Origin of the sequence: Mesorhizobium sp. M0751 (genome assembly GCF_040320265.1) — a bacterium.
Lineage (GTDB): Bacteria > Pseudomonadota > Alphaproteobacteria > Rhizobiales > Rhizobiaceae > Mesorhizobium.
On sequence record NZ_JAMYPH010000007.1, the window covers coordinates 49,789 to 66,061 of the forward strand.

A 16,273-nucleotide genomic window follows, 5' to 3' on the forward strand; every position below is an offset into this window, starting at 1 on the left:
AAGTGAACGGCGGGATAAACCACCGCCCGTCAATCGGTGGAATCTGAACGGAGGACAATCGATGAAAACCGCAATACTGACTGCTGCCGTGGTTCTGGCCATGCCGAATTTCACCTTTGCCCAGGACAAGTGCTACGCCGCCGCCAAGGATCAGGCCTCGCTGAATGCGTGCGCCGATGCCGCGTTCAAGAAATCCGACAAGAAGCTCAATGAGCTTTACAAGCAGATCGAAGTCCGTCTCAAGGACGATGCGGATACCAGGAAGCTTCTTGTCCAAGCTCAACGGGACTGGGACAAATTTCGCGACGCCGAGTGCAGTTTCCAGACTTCAGGAGCGGCCGGAGGAAGCGTAATGCCGATGCTCACCGCGCAGTGCATGGACAGCCTGGCGCAATCCCGGGTCAAAGACTTCGAGGGTTACCTGAAATGCGGCAAGCAGGGCGATCCGATGAGTTGTCCCGTTCCGGCCGCGAATTGACACGTCGGTGCCGGGATGAAGACCTTCATCGTATCTGCAGTGCACTTGATGGCTGGGCTGTTGCTGGCGGCAGTTGTTACGGTCGCAAGTGCCGCTGAGATCCCCGAAGGGGACTATTACATCGTCGCGAAGCATTCCTACAAAGCGCTCACCGCCTTTGAAGGCAGGCATGGCGAGATCGTGCTTGGTCAGTCCGCTCGCAAACCCAAGGATGGTCCCGCGCAGCTGTGGACCATCACCAGAGCGACCGGGGAAACGAACGGCGCAACCTATCAAATCCGGTCTCGACGATACGGAACGTATCTCGCCGGCGGCGACGAAGACGAAAACGGGAATACGAGTGTCGTCCTCGAGGATGAGCAGTCCGCTGGAGGGTGGCGCTTCAAGCCGCATCTGAACGGCTATGGCATCGAGCTGGATGACAGCGGCACGACGCTCAACGTCAGGGCCAATGAACGTGCGGACGACGCTCGGATCATCGTCTATGACGCCAGCCTGGACGATAATGCCCAGTGGTTGCTTTATCCGGCCGGCAATGGCGACCGACCGGCAACGGCGTCGGCAGCGGTGTCGGAATTCGACAATCTGAACAAACGCTATCGCCTTGCTCCGATGCCCGCAGCCACACCCGAAGCCAATAGGCTCAGACGCACGAAGCTGATGGACGATCAGCCAAGCGGTGTGTTCGTGAAAAAGGGAGAGGCAGTATCGGTTACGGCCGAAGGCCTGCCGCCTTCGCCCGACGGCTTGATGATCATGATCGGCCCGATGAACAGCTTCTATGACGAAAGACCCCAGGATGACCCGCAATTGGTCATTGCCAAGGAAGGGCGCACCGACTTCACGGCGAAGCGCGACGGGCTGATCTATTTCCGCTACGCCGAGAGTGGCTTCAGTGCGGCTCTGCCTCCGATCGACGTGGCAATTGCGCGTGGCGGCAGTCCGATCCCTCTCTACGTCAAGGGAAGAACAAGCTTCGAAGACTGGCAAGAAATGCTCGCTAACATACCCGGTGCGCCATTCGTCGAGATGATAAGCGAGCGTGCTGCCATTACCGCGACCCGCAAAGTCTATATGAGGGCGCCTCAGGACGACCCTGCGGAAATTCTCGACACAATCGAGCAAATTCTAGGCTGGTACGATGCGCTATCCGGCCTCGACGGTTCCTCCAAACTGCATCGGGCATCCCGTTTGCGCATGCACTATCAGCAGGACACGGTGACACCGGCGAAGGTCTTCGACGATGGCATATACATGTACGCAGGTAACTATTTCATAGGTGTCCCCGGCAGCAACATGGGTGATTTGCTGGACGTGAATAAGCTGCGGCAAGCGTGGTCGATCTGGCATGAAACCGGCCATATGTACCAGCAGCAAGATTGGACCTGGGGCGAGATCGTAGAAACCACGGTCAATATCTATTCGCTCAATGCCCAAGCACATTTTGGCCATCCGTCCCGCTTGAAAGAGCGCGACGACTCTACCGGCAAGACGCCGCTGGATCTGGCGGCGCGATATCTGGCGCGGAAGACGCGCGATTTCGACAATGAAAAACAGATGCGTGTCAACGCGGATGACGACGATGAGCTTTGGGCGCGGCTGGTCATGTTCGATCAATTGCGCCGGGGTCTCGGCGAGGATTTCTATCCGAAGCTTCACCGATATTATCGCGAGCATCCACTGGATGATGCCAATGAGCAGGATACGGTCAAGGTACAAACCTTCATCCTGCGTGCCAGCACGGTCGCAAATCAGGACCTGACCCGGTTCTTTTCTGATTGGGGGCTGCACATCGAGCAGGAAACCGCCGACAGATTGAAGCGTTTGAATCTGCCTCCAGCAGATCCTCAACTGTCGCGCGTTGCTCTGAATGTTGCATCACGAGGAAATTGAATAATGAAGCCGGCGGCGAGCGCGATGTCGGCACCTGACATGAAGCATGCGCGGGACATCATCATTGAATGAGGGACCCGAAGGAGGTGATCGTGAAACGCTATAAATCGTCGCTCGCAATGGCGATTACGGGATCTGCGCTGTTGGCATGTGCTGTGCCGGCGACAGCCCAGGGCGACCTCGGATTCGACGTCAACGTCACGCTGTCCAAAAAAGCAGCCGCCAAGCTGGCGGCTGAAAAGGAAGGGATCGTTGTCCTCGTCTCCTATTACGGTGACCCGAAGCGGAGCGCCGAGAAGCACGCCAACGAAGTCGGCCAGATCGATCTCACGCCGCAGGACGAAGAGGTCGAGATAGCGGGCACAGCGGGGCATGCCCACATCAGCGCCACAAAGGTCGACACGAAGCGTCTCGACTGGCTTGCCGGCCCTCCCGAGGTCAACGTCAACGTTGCGTCGGCGCGCAAGAGCAGTCCGGACAATCTGCTCAGCTGCGATTTCATCGACGGTCCACTAAGCGATGTCCAAAGGAAGCCTGTGACGCTTCATTGCGGATTGATCGAAGAAAATGTGGACACGAAGTTGAGGCCATAAGGCTCACAAGATCATGCCGACTCGTTACCGGCGCCAACGCAGATTGTCGGCGGCATGACCTGCTTTACTCAAGGGAGGTGACGATTCTCATGCGCCCATTGTTCGCAATCTGTTTCTGCCTGGCCACCATGTCCTTGTCTGCTGCCGCCCATGCCGAGCGCCGTTGTGGCTGGTACTCCAGCCCGACACCCGGCAACCTCGTCCTGACCGACAGTGACGGGGATTGGTGGATCCAGATGCAGGGACGACCGGATCCCAAAGGCATCGACAATGTGCCGGCCTTTGACGAGCGGCAATTCGTCGAGACCAATGTGCCTGGTTCGGGTCACGGCTACGGATGTGCGTGCATGAACGTCGTAACCAACGCCAAGCAGCAAAAGATCACCAGAGTGATCTCGGGCCAAATCCTTCCGCTGGTGCGCTGCCGCAACGACAGATCGCTGCCTAACCCGGACGGATAATTGTTAGATATCTTGTGGATGCCATGGGCGACGGCGGACGACCTAGGCATCAGCTCAAGAAAAAAGCCCGGCAAAACCGGGCTTTTTTCTTGGGGTTTCTGAACCCTATCAAAAAGTTCGAAACGGGAATTTGGTGCCCAGAAGAGGACTCGAACCTCCACTCCTTGCGGAACACGGACCTGAACCGTGCGCGTCTACCAATTCCGCCATCTGGGCTGGTGCGCGCTCATTAAGCGGGCGAAGGATGAGTGTCAACGCGCTTTTTTGAAAGCCGCGTTGCTTCTCCGGCTCAATGCTCCAGCACTTCCTTCGACGCCACCGTGGAATCGGCGTTGAGCGTGTAGATGATCGGCACACCGGTGCCGAGTTCGAGCTTGACGATCTCCTCGCCCGATTTGCCGTCCAGCGCCATGATCAGTGCGCGCAGCGAATTGCCGTGCGCCGCCACCAGCACGGTGCCGCCGCGCAGCACATGCGGCTGCAGATCGTGCAGGTAATAGGGCCAGACGCGCGCGCCGGTATCCTTCAGGCTTTCCCCGCCGGGCGGCGCCACGTCGTAGGAGCGGCGCCATATATGCACCTGCTCCTCGCCCCATTTCTTGCGCGCATCATCCTTGTTGAGGCCGGAGAGATCGCCATAGTCGCGCTCGTTCAGCGCCTGGTCGCGAATGGTCTCGAGGTCGCTCTGGCCGACGGCGTCAAGAATATGCTGGCAGGTCTTCTGCGCCCGGATCAGCGACGACGTGAAGGCGATATCGAATTTCATGCCGCGCGCCCTGAGCTTGGCGCCGGCTTGCTTGGCCTCGGCATGGCCCAGTTCGGTCAGGTCGACGTCGCGCCAGCCGGTAAAAAGGTTCTTCAGATTCCATTCGCTCTGGCCGTGGCGCACGAGCACGAGAGTTCTCGACATATTTGCTCCTTCAAATTTTGTGGATCAGCCAATTCTGTTGATCAGATTGTCAGGCCGAGCACGTCCCGCATCGAATAGAGGCCCGGCTTGCGGCCGCGCGCCCACAGGGCTGCCTTGACCGCGCCGCGGGCAAAGATCGCCCGGTCCTCGGCATGATGGGCAAGCGTGATGCGCTCGCCGGTACCGGCCAGCACCACACTGTGGTCGCCGACCACCGAGCCGCCACGCAAGCTGGCGAAACCGATCGAGCCTGCCTTGCGCACGCCGGTATGGCCGTCGCGCACGCGAACATCGTTGCCGGCAAGTGCTACGCCGCGCCCGGCAGCGGCGGCTTCGCCGAGCAGCAGCGCCGTGCCCGACGGCGCATCGACCTTGTGCCGGTGGTGCATTTCCAGGATCTCGATGTCGAAATCGTCGGCATCGAGCGCGCGCGCGGCTTGCTCCACCAGCACCGCCAGCAGATTGACGCCGAGGCTCATATTGCCTGACTTGACGATCGTCGCGTGGCGCGCCGCCGCCGCGATTTTCGCATCGTCTTCCGCTGAACAGCCGGTGGTGCCGATGATGTGGGCGATGCGCGCCTGCGCGGCGTAGCCGGCGAATTCGACGGTCGCTGCCGGCGTGGTGAAATCGAGCACGCCATCGGCCTTGGCGAAGGCCGGCAGCGGATCGTCGCCGATCGCCACCTCGAGCCTGCCGACGCCGGCGAGCTCGCCGGCATCCTTGCCGATATGGGGCGAACCGGCCCGCTCGATCGCGCCGGCGACGCGGGCGCCCGGTATCGTGTGGATGGCGCGGATCAGCGCCTGGCCCATGCGGCCGGCCGCGCCCACCACCACAAGGCCCATTTCCCCCGTTTCATTGATGTTGGCGGTCGGCGTGTCACTCATGAATGTCTCCCGGCCGCCTTTTTCGCGCGGACATGTTGCGCCGCAGTCTGGATTGGCTTGGCGTCATCGACAAGCCCCAGCCCTTTCCTGCCCTGCACCCGGTGGAACCGCGCATAGACGCTGTGCGGGTCGGCCATCAGCGAGGCATGCGTGCCCTGTTCGACCAGCCGGCCCTGCTCCAGCACGATGATATGGTCGGCATTGACCACCGTCGACAGCCGGTGTGCGATGACGATGGTGGTGCGCCCTTCCATGACATGGGTCAGCGCTTCCTGGACGCGGGCCTCGGCCTCGTTGTCGAGCGCCGAGGTGGCTTCATCGAGCAGCAGGATCGGCGCCTGCCGAACGATAGCGCGGGCAATCGATACGCGCTGGCGCTGGCCACCCGACAGCGTCACGCCGTTCTCGCCGACGGGCGTGTCGTAGCCTTGCGGCTGCTGGCGGATGAAATCGTCTGCCGCGGCCTGTTGCGCAGCGCGTTCAATCTCGGCGTCGGTGGCGCTCAGTCGCCCGTAGCGGATGTTGTCGCGGATGGTGCCTTCGAACAGATAAGGCTGCTGAGATACATAGGCAATCGAGCCGCGCAGCGAATGCTTGGTGACCTTTGAAATGTCCTGGCCGTCGATTTCGATGCTGCCCGACTCGACGTCGTAGAAGCGCTGCAGCAGCGCAACCATCGTCGTCTTGCCGGCGCCCGAGGCGCCGACGATGGCGGTCACCTTGCCGGCGGCGGCGACAAAGCTCAGATCCTGCAGGACCGGCGCTACTTCGACATAGCGGAAGGACACGTTGTTGAAGCGCACTTCGCCAGAGGTGAATTTCGCCTCGGCGGCTCCCGGCACGTCACCCTGCTGCGGTTCGAGGTCGAGAAGCTCGTAGATCATGCGCGCATTGACCAGCGCCTTCTCCATGCCGACCTGCATACGCGCCAGTCGCCTCGCCGGGTCATAGGCGAGCGTCAGCGCCGTAATGAAAGAAAAAACTGCACCGGGCGGCTGACCAAGAACGGTCGCCCGATAGCCGGAATAGGCGATGACACTGGCGAAAGCGAAACCGGCAAGCAATTCGGAAATCGGCGTCAGCCGCTCCGATACGCGGGCGATCTTGTTCGACCGCTGCTCCGCATCCTGAGCTAGCTTGCCGATGCGGCGCGACAGCTCGTCTTCCAGGGTGAAGGCCTTGACGATGGCGATGCCCTGGGTCGCTTCCTGCATGGCGCCGATCAGCCGCGAGTTGATCTGCACTGATTCGCGGGTGATGCGCCGCACCCGGCGCATTAAGTAAGTGACCGTGTAGATCAGCGGCGGCCCGATCAGCAGCGAGCTCAGCGACAGTATCGGATCCTGGTAGATCATGACGCCGATCAAGCCGATCAGAGAGACGGCGTCGCGGGCGGTAGACGTTATGGTCATCGACAAAAGATCGCGAATGCCGTTGACGTTCTCGTTGACCTGGGCTGCCAGCCGGCCGGAGCGGGTGTCGTTGAAGAAGCTGACGCCGAGCTTCATCAGGTGGTTGAAGATGCGTTGCTGATAGCGCGCCACCAGATTGTTGCCGATCCTCGCCATCGTTACGGCCTGGCCGTAGCCGGCAAGCCCGCGCAGAATGAAGGCGCCCAGCAGCGCGGCACAAATCCACGGGATTAGATCGCCGCGTCGTTCGTAGAAGATCTGATTGACGACCGGGCTCATGATCCAGGCGGCGACGGCCGTCGTCGCCGACACTGTCAGCAGGCACAATATCGTGAAAATATACGCGCCTCGATAATCGCGGCCGTTCTCCTCGAGGATGCGGCGGATCACCGCCACGATCTCGCCGGGCCGGGCTTTCGTGTTGTCTGGTGCCTGACGTGTCAAGTTGGGGCGCTTTGTGGTTTTGGCTTCGTGCGGCCGGGCTGCAATTCGGCAACCTCTTAACGCCCCAATGGCGGCTTGCCTATGGCCGGGGACGGCGAAACTTCGTCGCGGCGCAGCTTGTGTCCTAGACCCGCCAGCGCCGCCCAGCCGTCTGCACGCCGAACAGCGACGGATTTCTGGCATAGGCAGCCAGCCCTAAAAGCGCCGCCAGCGGATGGGTGATGACATAGACCGGCATGCTGCGCATCAGGGCGCTGTGCGGCGCCTTGTCCTCGAAGGCGGCGCGGAAACTGCCGGTGCGCAGCGCCGGCAGGATTTTTTGCGCGATGCCGCCGGTGAGAAACACGCCGCCGCGGCTCATGAACACCAGAGCGAGATCGCCGGCGGTGCGCCCCAGGCAGGTGACGAAGATCGACAGCGCCTCTTCGGCCACCGGATCGTTCTTTGCCAGCGCCGCGGCGGTGACCTCGGCAGGCGTGGTGAAGGGCGACGGCTTGCCGTCCGCCTTGGCCACCGCCCGGTAGGCATTGACCAGGCCGCGCCCGGACAGGATCTGTTCGCCGGAGATGCGGCCCTCGAGCTTCTCGATATGCGGAAACACCTGGAAATCGCGCGGCGAACGCGGGCCGATATCCATATGGCCGCCCTCGCCGGGTACCGGTATCCAGTGATGCAGCGCATAGACTAGCCCGGCGACGCCGAGCCCGGTTCCCGGGCCGAGCACCACCCGCCCCGAATTCGGTTCCGGCGCGTCACCGCCGATCTTCTCCATATGCTCGTCGCCGAGCGCGACGACGGCCAGCGCCTGCGCCTCGAAGTCGTTGAGCACCACGACGTCGCTGAGACCGAGACTTGCGAACATCTGTCTCGGCTTGACGATCCATGGGCAATTGGTAAGCGGGATCTCGTCGCTTTCGACAGGACCGGCTACCGCCAGCACAGCTGAATTCGGCCGGACCGACGAGCGGTCGAGCACGGCCGACTGGATCGCCTCGTCGATCGTATTGAAGTTGGCGGTCTGGACGATCGTCGGCTCGCCGGCTTCGGAATTCGCGTCAAGCACGATCGAGAAGCGCGCATTGGTGCCGCCTATGTCGCCGATCAGGATCGGAAACCGCAACAGAGTGTCGTCGTCGCTTACGCCTGGCATGCTCTCGTCCGTTCCGTTACGGCGGCCTCTCACCACCTCGTCGTTGACTAGCGCATGACCTTGCAAAGGGAAAGCAGCTTCGGCGTTCCAGGACAATCGCTTCAGGTCTGAAGCCGCCTCGCCCTGAATTGTCCAACGTTCGCGCTGCCCCTCACCTGCCTGCCGGCATCCTCTCCCCGTATAGTGACGGGGAGAGGGCGCTCTCATAGGCGAATTCGCTAATCGCCGGCGTTGGAAGAAGAGCGCCGAGGCTGCGGCCAGCCCCTTTCTCCCCGTCACTATACGGGGAGAAATGCCCGGCAGGGTAATGAGGGGCGGCGCCGACTCCAACACTTGGTTGTCTCAAACATCAGTTGAGCAGAGGCGATTGCCCTAGCATCAGTGCCCCGGTCGTGGCCGCGGCAGCGGAATGCCGATCTCGGGGGTCGCCATAAAGGCGTTCGCCGAGGCCGGAAGCGCAGCCGCGCCGGCTGCGACCGTCGGCGGCGGCGAAGGCTCTGCCGCGGGAGCAGGTGCGGCCGCGATCGGCACGCCGTCGCCATAGTAGGTGACTGCTTCCGCCGAGGCCGGCGCCGGTGCGTCGAGCACGAACTGGCATTGCCTGGGCAGGTTCGCCATCGTCATCACGTCGCGTGCCTTCGGCTTGTCCGGGTTCTTGTTGGGGCGCCACGGCTCCTCGGTGAACCACCAGGCCAGCGCCTGGTCGCAGCCATCGCCCGGCGCCGTCGCTTCCTGCGCCTTGCAGTCGGGTGATCCTGCCTGGCAGCCGATGCGAATGTGGAAGTGGTAATCGTGGCCCCAGAACGGCCTGACCTTGCGCAACCAGCTGCGGTCGCCTTTGACCGTGTCGCAGAGCTTCTTCTTGATCCCTGGATTGACCAGGATGCGCTCGACTTCGGGATAGCTCGCGGCGCGCTTCAACAGCCGCGTGTGCATCGGCGTCCACAGCCCGTCCTTCACCAGATGGGTCTTTTCATCGACCATCAAGGTAGCGCTGATGTTTTCGCGCTCTTCGGTCGAAAGCTTGCGGTCGGGCATCGGCGTCAACCAGATGTCGGCGTCGAGGCCGATCTGGTGCGAGGCATGGCCGGTCAGCATCGGCCCGCCGCGCGGTTGCGAGATGTCGCCGATCAGCAGGCCCGGCCAGCCGTCGGCCGCAGCATCGCGTGATAGTTTCTCGATCAGCGCGATCATTGCCGGATGGCCCCAGCGGCGGTTGCGCGACGGTCGCATCACCTCCCAGTGCCGGCCGTCCATGGGCAGGGCGACGCCGCCGGAAAAACAGCCTTTGGAATAAAAGCCGATCGATTGCGCTGCTGCGAGTGCCGGCAGCTTTTTGGCGCCGAACAGGTCTTTTGCCCGTTGCTCGGCGCTCGCCGTCTGCGCGGCAGGCGTCAAGCCGGCGACGGCCAGTGCTGCCGTCAGCAGCAGTGTTTTTCCCCGCAAGGCTCGCGTTAACGTCTTCCCCAAGCTGGACCCCTCCGCGATTTGAACCGCACCATACCACGGCCCGCGCTACGTATCGATCACCACCGTTTCATCGGCCTGCGCGCCTCGCCGTCGCGCCAGCCGCCACTCGCCCACATGGCGTCGAGAGCCGAGCGGTAGTCGGGGAAGCGAAAGCCATAGCCGGCCGCCTTGATCGCCGCGTTGGCGACACGCTTGTTCTCGCCATAGAAGGACCGCGCCATGGGCGAAAGTTGGGCGGTCTCGAACGGAATTTCGGGCGGCGGCTCGATGCCCATCAATCGGGCGGCATAGGCGACGACGTCCTGCGGCGGCGCCGGCAGGTCGTCGGTGACGTTGAAGACGCCGCCGCGATTGCCTTCGGCGAGATGCCAGAGAGCGCCGGCAATATCGTCGCAATGGATGCGGTTGAACACCTGGCCCGGCTTGACCAGTCGCCGGGCGGTGCCGTTTTCGAGATTGACCAGGGCGTTGCGGCCCGGCCCGTAAATGCCGGAAAGCCGCAGGATCGCCACCGGCCGGTCGATGTCGTGGCCCAGTTTCAGCCAATCCTGCTCGGCGGCAACCCTCATCACTGATCGCTTCGATACTGGCCGGCATTCGGCGGCCTCGTCCACCCAATTGCCGCCATGGTCGCCATAGACGCCGACGGTGGAGAGATAGGCGATCCATTCGAGCTCCGGCATGTTGGCTGCAATCACCTCGCGAGCCGCGCCCAGCACCGGGTCGCCGGCCTCGTCCGGCGCGACCGAGACGACGAGATGGGTTGTCTTCCCAAGCGCATCGCCGATTTCGGAGGTCAGCGTGCCATCGAAACGCAGCGGCACGATACCGGCTTGCCGCAGCGCCGCCAATTTTCCCTGCGACCGTGTTGTACCGAAGATCGTTGTGTCGGCGTCCTTGTTGGCTCGAGCGAAAGCCTTGCCCGAATAACCGGCGCCGAAGATGAAAATCTGCTGTTTGGTCATGTATGCGCCTCGATCGGCTTTGGCAGGGCCAGAAGCCATTCGCCTCTCACCGCCTCGTCATCTTCTGCTTGCAAAGCGGCTGCGGCACGTTCGGCAAACTCCCGACGCGGCACCAGCCGCGACAGCGCCCATACCGCGGCTCCGCGAACCAGGGGCGAGGCGTCGTCGAGCAGCGCGCGAACGGCGCCAGCCAGCGACAAGTCCTGGGAATTGCCGGCGGCGATCAGCACGTTGCGGATAAAACGGTCGCGGCCGATGCGCTTGACCGGCGAGCCCGAAAAAAGCGCGCGGAAGGCAGCGTCGTCGAGGCGCAGCAGCTCGGCGAGCGGCGGTTCGCGCAAGTCCGCGCGGGCGGCAAGCTTTGCCTCCGAAGCGGCTTGGGCGAACTTGTTCCACGGGCAGGCGGCCAGGCAGTCGTCGCAGCCATAGATACGGTTGCCAATCTTTTCTCGGAACTCATGTGGGATCGGTCCTTTGTTCTCGATGGTGAGGTATGAAATGCAGCGCCGCGCATCGAGCCGGTAAGGCGCCGGAAAGGCGTCCGTCGGGCAGGCGTCGAGACAGGCCCGGCAGGAGCCGCAATGATCGTCCTCAGGCGCGTCCGGCACCAGTTCGGCCGTCGTGAAGATGGTGCCGAGGAACAGCCAGGAGCCATGCGTTCGGCTGACCAGGTTGGTGTGCTTGCCTTGCCAGCCGAGGCCGGCCGCCTCGGCCAGCGGCTTTTCCATCACCGGCGCGGTGTCGACAAACACTTTCACGTCCCCGCCGGCGCGCGCCACAATCTTGCCGGCGATCTCCTTCAGCCGGCCTTTCATCACGTCATGATAGTCGCGGTTCTGCGCATAGGCCGAGATCGCGCCGCGGTCGCGCTTTGCCAGCACCTCGCGTGGGTCGTGGTCGGGGCCGTAATTCATCGCCAGCACGATGATCGAGCGGACCTCTGGCCAAAGCGTCGTCGGTTTGCCTCGCCGCTCGAGCGTTTCGGCAATCCAGCCCATCGAGCCGTGAAAGCCGTCGGCAACGAATTCGGCCAGCCGTTCCGGCGCCTGCGGGATTGCATCGGGCGTTGTCACGGCAACGGCGTCGAAGCCGGCATTCCGCGCCTCGCGGTCGATCAGCGCGCGCAGCTTTGCCGTATCAGAAATCGAGGTCCGCATAATGTGACACCGGCGACAGGCCACGCACCCGGTCGGACAGAAGCGGCCGGAACGAAGGCCGTGATTTCACCCTTGTATACCATTCGCGCGCGGCGCTGTGTTCGCGCCAGTCGATCTCGCCGAGATAGTCGAGCACCGACAGTGCCGCCGCCGCCGCGAGATCGGCATAGGTGACCTTGTTGCCGGCCAGCCAATGACGGGTGCCGGCCAGCCAGTTGGTGTATTTCATGTGCTGGCGGATATTGGCGCGGGCGGCGCGGATCGCCGCCGAATCGGGCGAGCCGCCGCCTGCCGTTTCCGGCATGACCGGCTTCAGGACGCGTTCGCGCACCAGATGCCGGGTAACCTCGCTTTCTGCCTTGTTGAGGTACCAGTCGGTCAGCCGGCGGATTTCGGCGCGCTCCATCGGATCCTCGGCGAACAGCCGCTTGTCGCGCTTGAGTACGCCGCGCGTCTCGTCGAGATATTCGGCAATGACTACTGCGCCGACGATCGGCACGTCGCCTTCGGCAAGCAGGATCGGCAGCGTGCCGGCCGGGTTCAGCGCCAGGAACTCCTTGCGCCGCGTCCACGGCTTCTCTTCGATCAGCGCCAGTTCCTCGCCATACTCGCCAAAGGCGAGGCGGACGAAGCGGCAGCTGGCGAACATCGGATGGTGGAAAAGCGTCAGCATGGTCCCGCGATAATAGAGCGCACTGGCAAATCGCCGGCTGCGCCGGTAAGTCTTGGCCGCCCGATTCAGGGGCTGTCAGGGTGCTGCGACCTATAGGGGGAGTTCCGCGCCGTGACAAGCAAGCCGTTTCTCAAGCCCTCCCTCCAACGCCGAGGTTGCCATGGAAAGCCAGACCGTCATCGAAGCGCTGCTGCTCGGCATGCTCGAGGGCCTGACCGAGTTTATTCCGGTGTCTTCGACCGGTCATATCCTGCTCGCCGGCCATTTCCTCGGCTTTCATTCGACCGGCAAGGCCTTCGAAATCCTGATCCAGCTCGGCGCCATATTGGCGATCCTCAGCGTCTACTTCCGCCGTCTCTGGAAGATGCTGCTCGAGCTGCCCTATGACCGGCTGACGCGGCATTTCGTCCTTGGCATCCTTATCGCATTCCTGCCGGCGGCAATCATAGGCGCGCTGGCGCATGATTTCATCAAGACGGTGCTGTTCGAATCGCCGCGGCTGATCTGCATCATGCTGATCATCGGCGGCGTCATCCTGCTGCTGGTCGATCGCATGAAGCCGAAGCCGTATTACCACGATGTCGAGCGGTTTCCGACCAGGCTTTATCTGCAGATCGGGCTGTTTCAGTGCCTGTCGCTGATCCCCGGCACGTCGCGCTCAGGCTCGACCATCGTCGGCGCGCTGCTGCTCGGCGTCGACAAACGGGCGGCGGCGGAATTCTCCTTCTTCCTCGCCATCCCGACGATGGTCGGCGCCTTCGCTTTCGACCTGTTCAAGAACCGCAATGTGCTGAGCAGTGCCGACCTGCCCATAATCGCCGTCGGCTTCGTCGCCGCCTTCGTCACCGCGCTAATCGTCGTGCGCTTCCTGCTCGACTACGTCTCGCGCCATGGCTACGCGCTGTTCGGCTGGTGGCGCTTGGTCGTCGGCATCGTCGGCCTGACGGGGCTGGCCATCTGGGGGTGAACCCGGCGACGACTGGCGGTGGTTCCAAGCCCTGCCGGACGCAATCGATCTGGCGTGACAGGGCCAGGATTGGGTGGCCTCTAGTTCGCTGCCTGGAACTGGATTTCCCGCTTGTTCAAGAAGCAAGTCTTGTCGAACAGCTGCAAACCAGCGGGTTCGGTAGCCGGACATCTCGAATATCCGGGCACGGCTTCTTCAACGGATCGTACGATCGATCGATCTGAGAAATGAACACGATGATCAGCCCTCGATCCCGCGCAAATGATTTCAGCGCGCGAACCTGCACTACCAATTCTGGATTTTTGCGCTTCTGGTCGAGCAATTGCAGATAGTCTACGACCATCAGGGTGCCGCGGGGCGCTGACGCCGACGTTTCTATTATATAATCGGCACTTATGGCGTCGGAGCAGTCGAATTCGAACAGCCTGTCGAATTGCGCGTACTCCGCCCCGACTGCGTGGAAGCGCTCCCGAACGTCCTTTTCCGTGTACTCCAACGTGAAGAACATGGCTCGGTTGCCGGATTTCATGGCCTCCACGGCGAGTTCGATGCTCATCAAGGTTTTGCCTTGCCCGGCCGCGCGCCGAGCAGCACCAGGTCACCGGGCTTCAATCGAGCAATCAGCTTGCCGGCCGGGCTGGCGCCGCAGACGATTTCGCGGCAAGGAGGCTCCAATCATTGTAGCCTTCCTGGAGGGCTATGCGGTTAAGCGCCTCATGAAGTGGTATTTTTTCTTCACGGGATAAGAGTCTGGCCTTGCGCTTCAGATGGTAAATTGGCGCGGACAGTTTCATTCCAACCTCCTATTGCGAGCAATTTTTGCAATCCCTCCTTATGCTTGGTGCTCGAACAGTCGGTTCGATAACTAGGTAGCCCCGTATGGATTATACTTTCCCGATCGGAGGGAGGAGGCGTGGGCCGCACCCGAATCGTAAGATAACGCAAACCCAGCCGGAACTCTATTCTTGCCCCACGCCGAGCCATACGATCTTGTGGACGTATGGTTGGCAGGGGGAAAGCATGAGCGAAGTTCTTGACGCGCTCGTTATTGGCGCCGGTCCGGCGGGGCTCGGCGTCAGCTACTTCTTGAAACGGCAGGGCCGCGACCACCGCGTGCTCGATCGAGGCCGAATCGGCGAGACGTGGCGAACGCAGCGGTGGAACTCGTTTCGTCTGAATTCGCCGACCATTCGCTCCATCTTACCCGGTGATTCCTACGAGGGACCCGAGCCGTGGGGCGCGATAACCCACCACGAGTTCGTCGCATACCTCGAAGGCTATGCCGAGCGGCACCGCCTGCCGGTAAGCACCCAGACTCCGGTGCAAGAGCTGACGAGAGACGATGGAATCTTTCGCATCACCACGACGGACGGGGCATTTCTGGCGCGCAATGTGGTCGCTACTGGCGACCAGAACCGGCAGGTCCGGCCACCAGGGTCGATTGACCTGCCAACCGCAGTTCGCCAAGTCGATTCCTCGGCTTATCGCAACCCGGCCGAGTTCGAGAATGGCGCGGTGCTGGTGGTCGGCAGCGGCCAGTCGGGCGGCCAGATCGCCGAGGATCTGGCGCTGGCCGGACGTGTGGTCTTTTTGGCGACCAGCCGCAACGGCCGTTGGGTGCGGCGCTACCGCGGGGGCAACATACTTAGATGGTTGACGCTGTCCGGTTTTCTCGACGTTCCGCGCAAGGAACTCGTCCTCCCCTCCGGCAAGCTGCAGGCCCGCGCGCTGGTCGGCGCGACCCATACGATCAGCCTGCAATCGCTGAGTGCACAGGGCGTGGTGCTGCTCGGCCGCTTCAGGGGCGTGGAGAACGGCAACCTCGTCTTCGGCGACGAACTCGACGACCATATGCGATTTGCCGACGAGGTTTCGGCGAATGCCAAGCGCCTGGTTGACGAGTACATCGAGCGCACCGGCCTCGATGCGCCACCGGCAGAGGACGATCCGGGTGAGATGATTGAACCGCGCTTGCCCGATCAGCCGATCCGCTCCCTCGACTGGACGGCGAGCGGCGTCAGGTCGGTGATCTGGTGCACGGGCTTCACCGGCGATTTCTCGTGGGCCCGGCTTCCCGGCGCGCTCGATGCAGCCGGCCAGCCCGTCCATGAGGATGGCGTCGGCGCTGTTCCAGGTCTCTTTTTCGCTGGCCTCGATTTCGGATCGACGCGGAAGTCTGGCACCATACCGGCCATTCCAGAGGAGGCGGCCGGCGTCGTGGAGCGGCTTGTCCAAGGCGGGAGCCGACTTCCACGGAACGACGCCTAACCGATCCGTGGGGCGCTGGTTCTTGAACGTGCACAAGAACATGACCGATCTTGGTGCGAAGGCGATGCGGCGCTCCGATTCGCGGCCGACTGCATCCATTGCCTCCATCAGCATGCGGCGTGTCTTGACCTCGGCTGGTCGTCGTCGTGCTGACAGCACTGGCCATATGGGATGAGCCGGCGCAGTCGTTCGGAATGGTCGCCCTGCAGACGCCAAAGGAGGTGCGTCAAGGCGCGCGATCGGTCAGCGCGCTAGCACCTTCCTCAGCGGCGCAATGTGCGCAGCAGTAGATGATGTCATCCTGTTCGACGCCATGTCCGATGATCCGGCATCCGCAGTGCGGACACGTCGGAGCAAGTTTCTGGACCGCGCATTCGAAGCTGTCGAATGTGTAGGTCTCCTCGGCCATCGTCACCTTGAAAGCCTTATCGTAGTCATTCCCGCATTGATCGCATCTGGCCATAGTTCTTTTCCTTCTTTCATTGGCTCAAGCTCGACCAACCTGTCGCGCGGCGATAGGTTCCCGCCAGGATCAGGGGGCC

The 16,273-nt window shown here is 62.4% G+C and carries 15 protein-coding genes, 1 tRNA gene and 1 pseudogene; 6 read left to right on the plus strand and 11 right to left on the minus strand.

Features of this window, described 5'->3' with window-relative positions; all coding sequences use genetic code 11:
* Nucleotides 1-61 precede the first annotated feature (61 nt).
* The 4 genes from NKI19_RS13460 (at nucleotide 62) to NKI19_RS13475 (ending at nucleotide 3,425) form a co-directional block, all read left to right on the plus strand.
* Nucleotides 62-478, plus strand: a complete 417-nt coding sequence (locus NKI19_RS13460) for a lysozyme inhibitor LprI family protein (protein ID WP_352491221.1) — start codon at nucleotides 62-64, stop codon at nucleotides 476-478.
* A gap of 15 nt (nucleotides 479-493) precedes the next feature.
* Complete coding sequence (locus NKI19_RS13465) at nucleotides 494-2,371, plus strand: M60 family metallopeptidase (RefSeq protein WP_352491220.1); 1,878 nt, start codon at nucleotides 494-496, stop codon at nucleotides 2,369-2,371.
* 86 nt (nucleotides 2,372-2,457) lie between these two features.
* The gene (locus NKI19_RS13470; protein ID WP_352491219.1) at nucleotides 2,458-2,964 is read left to right on the plus strand and encodes a hypothetical protein; all 507 of its coding nucleotides are present in this window, start codon (nucleotides 2,458-2,460) and stop codon (nucleotides 2,962-2,964) included.
* Nucleotides 2,965-3,041: 77 nt separating this feature from the next.
* A complete protein-coding gene (locus tag NKI19_RS13475; protein ID WP_352491218.1) occupies nucleotides 3,042-3,425 on the plus strand; it encodes a DUF4087 domain-containing protein in 384 nt (127 codons plus the stop codon).
* Between the two features lie 131 nt (nucleotides 3,426-3,556).
* Here NKI19_RS13475 and NKI19_RS13480 read toward each other — a convergent pair.
* The 9 genes from NKI19_RS13480 to NKI19_RS13520 form a co-directional block, all read right to left on the minus strand.
* A tRNA-Leu gene (locus tag NKI19_RS13480) sits at nucleotides 3,557-3,641 on the minus strand.
* Between the two features lie 73 nt (nucleotides 3,642-3,714).
* Entirely contained in the window at nucleotides 3,715-4,335 is a 621-nt protein-coding gene (locus NKI19_RS13485) for a 2,3-bisphosphoglycerate-dependent phosphoglycerate mutase (RefSeq protein ID WP_352491217.1), read from the minus strand.
* A 41-nt stretch (nucleotides 4,336-4,376) separates the two neighbouring features.
* Nucleotides 4,377-5,201, minus strand: a complete 825-nt coding sequence (gene dapB, locus NKI19_RS13490; RefSeq protein WP_352491270.1) for a 4-hydroxy-tetrahydrodipicolinate reductase — start codon at nucleotides 5,199-5,201, stop codon at nucleotides 4,377-4,379.
* Nucleotides 5,202-5,221: 20 nt separating this feature from the next.
* A complete protein-coding gene (locus NKI19_RS13495) occupies nucleotides 5,222-7,081 on the minus strand; it encodes an ABC transporter ATP-binding protein (RefSeq protein ID WP_352491216.1) in 1,860 nt (619 codons plus the stop codon).
* Between the two features lie 124 nt (nucleotides 7,082-7,205).
* On the minus strand, nucleotides 7,206-8,231 hold the full coding sequence (locus NKI19_RS13500; protein ID WP_352491215.1) for a glucokinase: 1,026 nt from the start codon (nucleotides 8,229-8,231) through the stop codon (nucleotides 7,206-7,208).
* A 378-nt stretch (nucleotides 8,232-8,609) separates the two neighbouring features.
* Entirely contained in the window at nucleotides 8,610-9,701 is a 1,092-nt protein-coding gene (mepA, locus tag NKI19_RS13505) for a penicillin-insensitive murein endopeptidase (protein WP_352491214.1), read from the minus strand.
* A gap of 56 nt (nucleotides 9,702-9,757) precedes the next feature.
* Nucleotides 9,758-10,666, minus strand: a complete 909-nt coding sequence (locus tag NKI19_RS13510) for an SDR family oxidoreductase (protein WP_352491213.1) — start codon at nucleotides 10,664-10,666, stop codon at nucleotides 9,758-9,760.
* Complete coding sequence (gene queG, locus NKI19_RS13515) at nucleotides 10,663-11,823, minus strand: tRNA epoxyqueuosine(34) reductase QueG (protein ID WP_352491212.1); 1,161 nt, start codon at nucleotides 11,821-11,823, stop codon at nucleotides 10,663-10,665. The genes NKI19_RS13510 and queG overlap by 4 nt, the downstream gene beginning before the upstream one ends.
* Nucleotides 11,804-12,496 (minus strand): glutathione S-transferase family protein, encoded by a 693-nt coding sequence (locus tag NKI19_RS13520; RefSeq protein ID WP_023678968.1) that lies wholly within the window; start codon nucleotides 12,494-12,496, stop codon nucleotides 11,804-11,806. The genes queG and NKI19_RS13520 overlap by 20 nt, the downstream gene beginning before the upstream one ends.
* Before the next feature lie 160 nt (nucleotides 12,497-12,656).
* Between NKI19_RS13520 and NKI19_RS13525 the strand changes: the two genes are divergently transcribed.
* Nucleotides 12,657-13,463 (plus strand): undecaprenyl-diphosphate phosphatase, encoded by an 807-nt coding sequence (locus tag NKI19_RS13525; RefSeq protein ID WP_352491211.1) that lies wholly within the window; start codon nucleotides 12,657-12,659, stop codon nucleotides 13,461-13,463.
* An 80-nt stretch (nucleotides 13,464-13,543) separates the two neighbouring features.
* On the opposite strand, the pseudogene NKI19_RS13530 reads toward NKI19_RS13525, so the two are convergent.
* Nucleotides 13,544-14,257: pseudogene (locus NKI19_RS13530) on the minus strand (DNA helicase).
* A gap of 226 nt (nucleotides 14,258-14,483) precedes the next feature.
* Between NKI19_RS13530 and NKI19_RS13535 the strand changes: the two are divergent.
* Nucleotides 14,484-15,731 carry a flavin-containing monooxygenase gene (locus tag NKI19_RS13535; RefSeq protein WP_352491210.1) on the plus strand — a complete coding sequence of 416 codons (1,248 nt, stop codon included), beginning with the start codon at nucleotides 14,484-14,486 and terminating at the stop codon, nucleotides 15,729-15,731.
* A 226-nt stretch (nucleotides 15,732-15,957) separates the two neighbouring features.
* On the opposite strand, the gene NKI19_RS13540 is transcribed toward NKI19_RS13535, so the two are convergent.
* A complete protein-coding gene (locus NKI19_RS13540; protein WP_023718829.1) occupies nucleotides 15,958-16,194 on the minus strand; it encodes a metallothionein in 237 nt (78 codons plus the stop codon).
* Nucleotides 16,195-16,273 lie beyond the last annotated feature (79 nt).

Coding starts and splice junctions, on each gene's coding strand:
- NKI19_RS13535 (WP_352491210.1), top strand. CDS start 14,484: ATGAGCGAAGTTCTTGACGCGCTCGTTATTGGCGCCGGTCCGGCGGGG.
- NKI19_RS13540 (WP_023718829.1), bottom strand. CDS start 16,194: ATGGCCAGATGCGATCAATGCGGGAATGACTACGATAAGGCTTTCAAG.
- queG (WP_352491212.1), bottom strand. CDS start 11,823: ATGCGGACCTCGATTTCTGATACGGCAAAGCTGCGCGCGCTGATCGAC.
- NKI19_RS13525 (WP_352491211.1), top strand. CDS start 12,657: ATGGAAAGCCAGACCGTCATCGAAGCGCTGCTGCTCGGCATGCTCGAG.
- NKI19_RS13465 (WP_352491220.1), top strand. CDS start 494: ATGAAGACCTTCATCGTATCTGCAGTGCACTTGATGGCTGGGCTGTTG.
- NKI19_RS13460 (WP_352491221.1), top strand. CDS start 62: ATGAAAACCGCAATACTGACTGCTGCCGTGGTTCTGGCCATGCCGAAT.
- NKI19_RS13520 (WP_023678968.1), bottom strand. CDS start 12,496: ATGCTGACGCTTTTCCACCATCCGATGTTCGCCAGCTGCCGCTTCGTC.
- NKI19_RS13510 (WP_352491213.1), bottom strand. CDS start 10,666: ATGACCAAACAGCAGATTTTCATCTTCGGCGCCGGTTATTCGGGCAAG.
- NKI19_RS13500 (WP_352491215.1), bottom strand. CDS start 8,231: ATGCCAGGCGTAAGCGACGACGACACTCTGTTGCGGTTTCCGATCCTG.
- NKI19_RS13485 (WP_352491217.1), bottom strand. CDS start 4,335: ATGTCGAGAACTCTCGTGCTCGTGCGCCACGGCCAGAGCGAATGGAAT.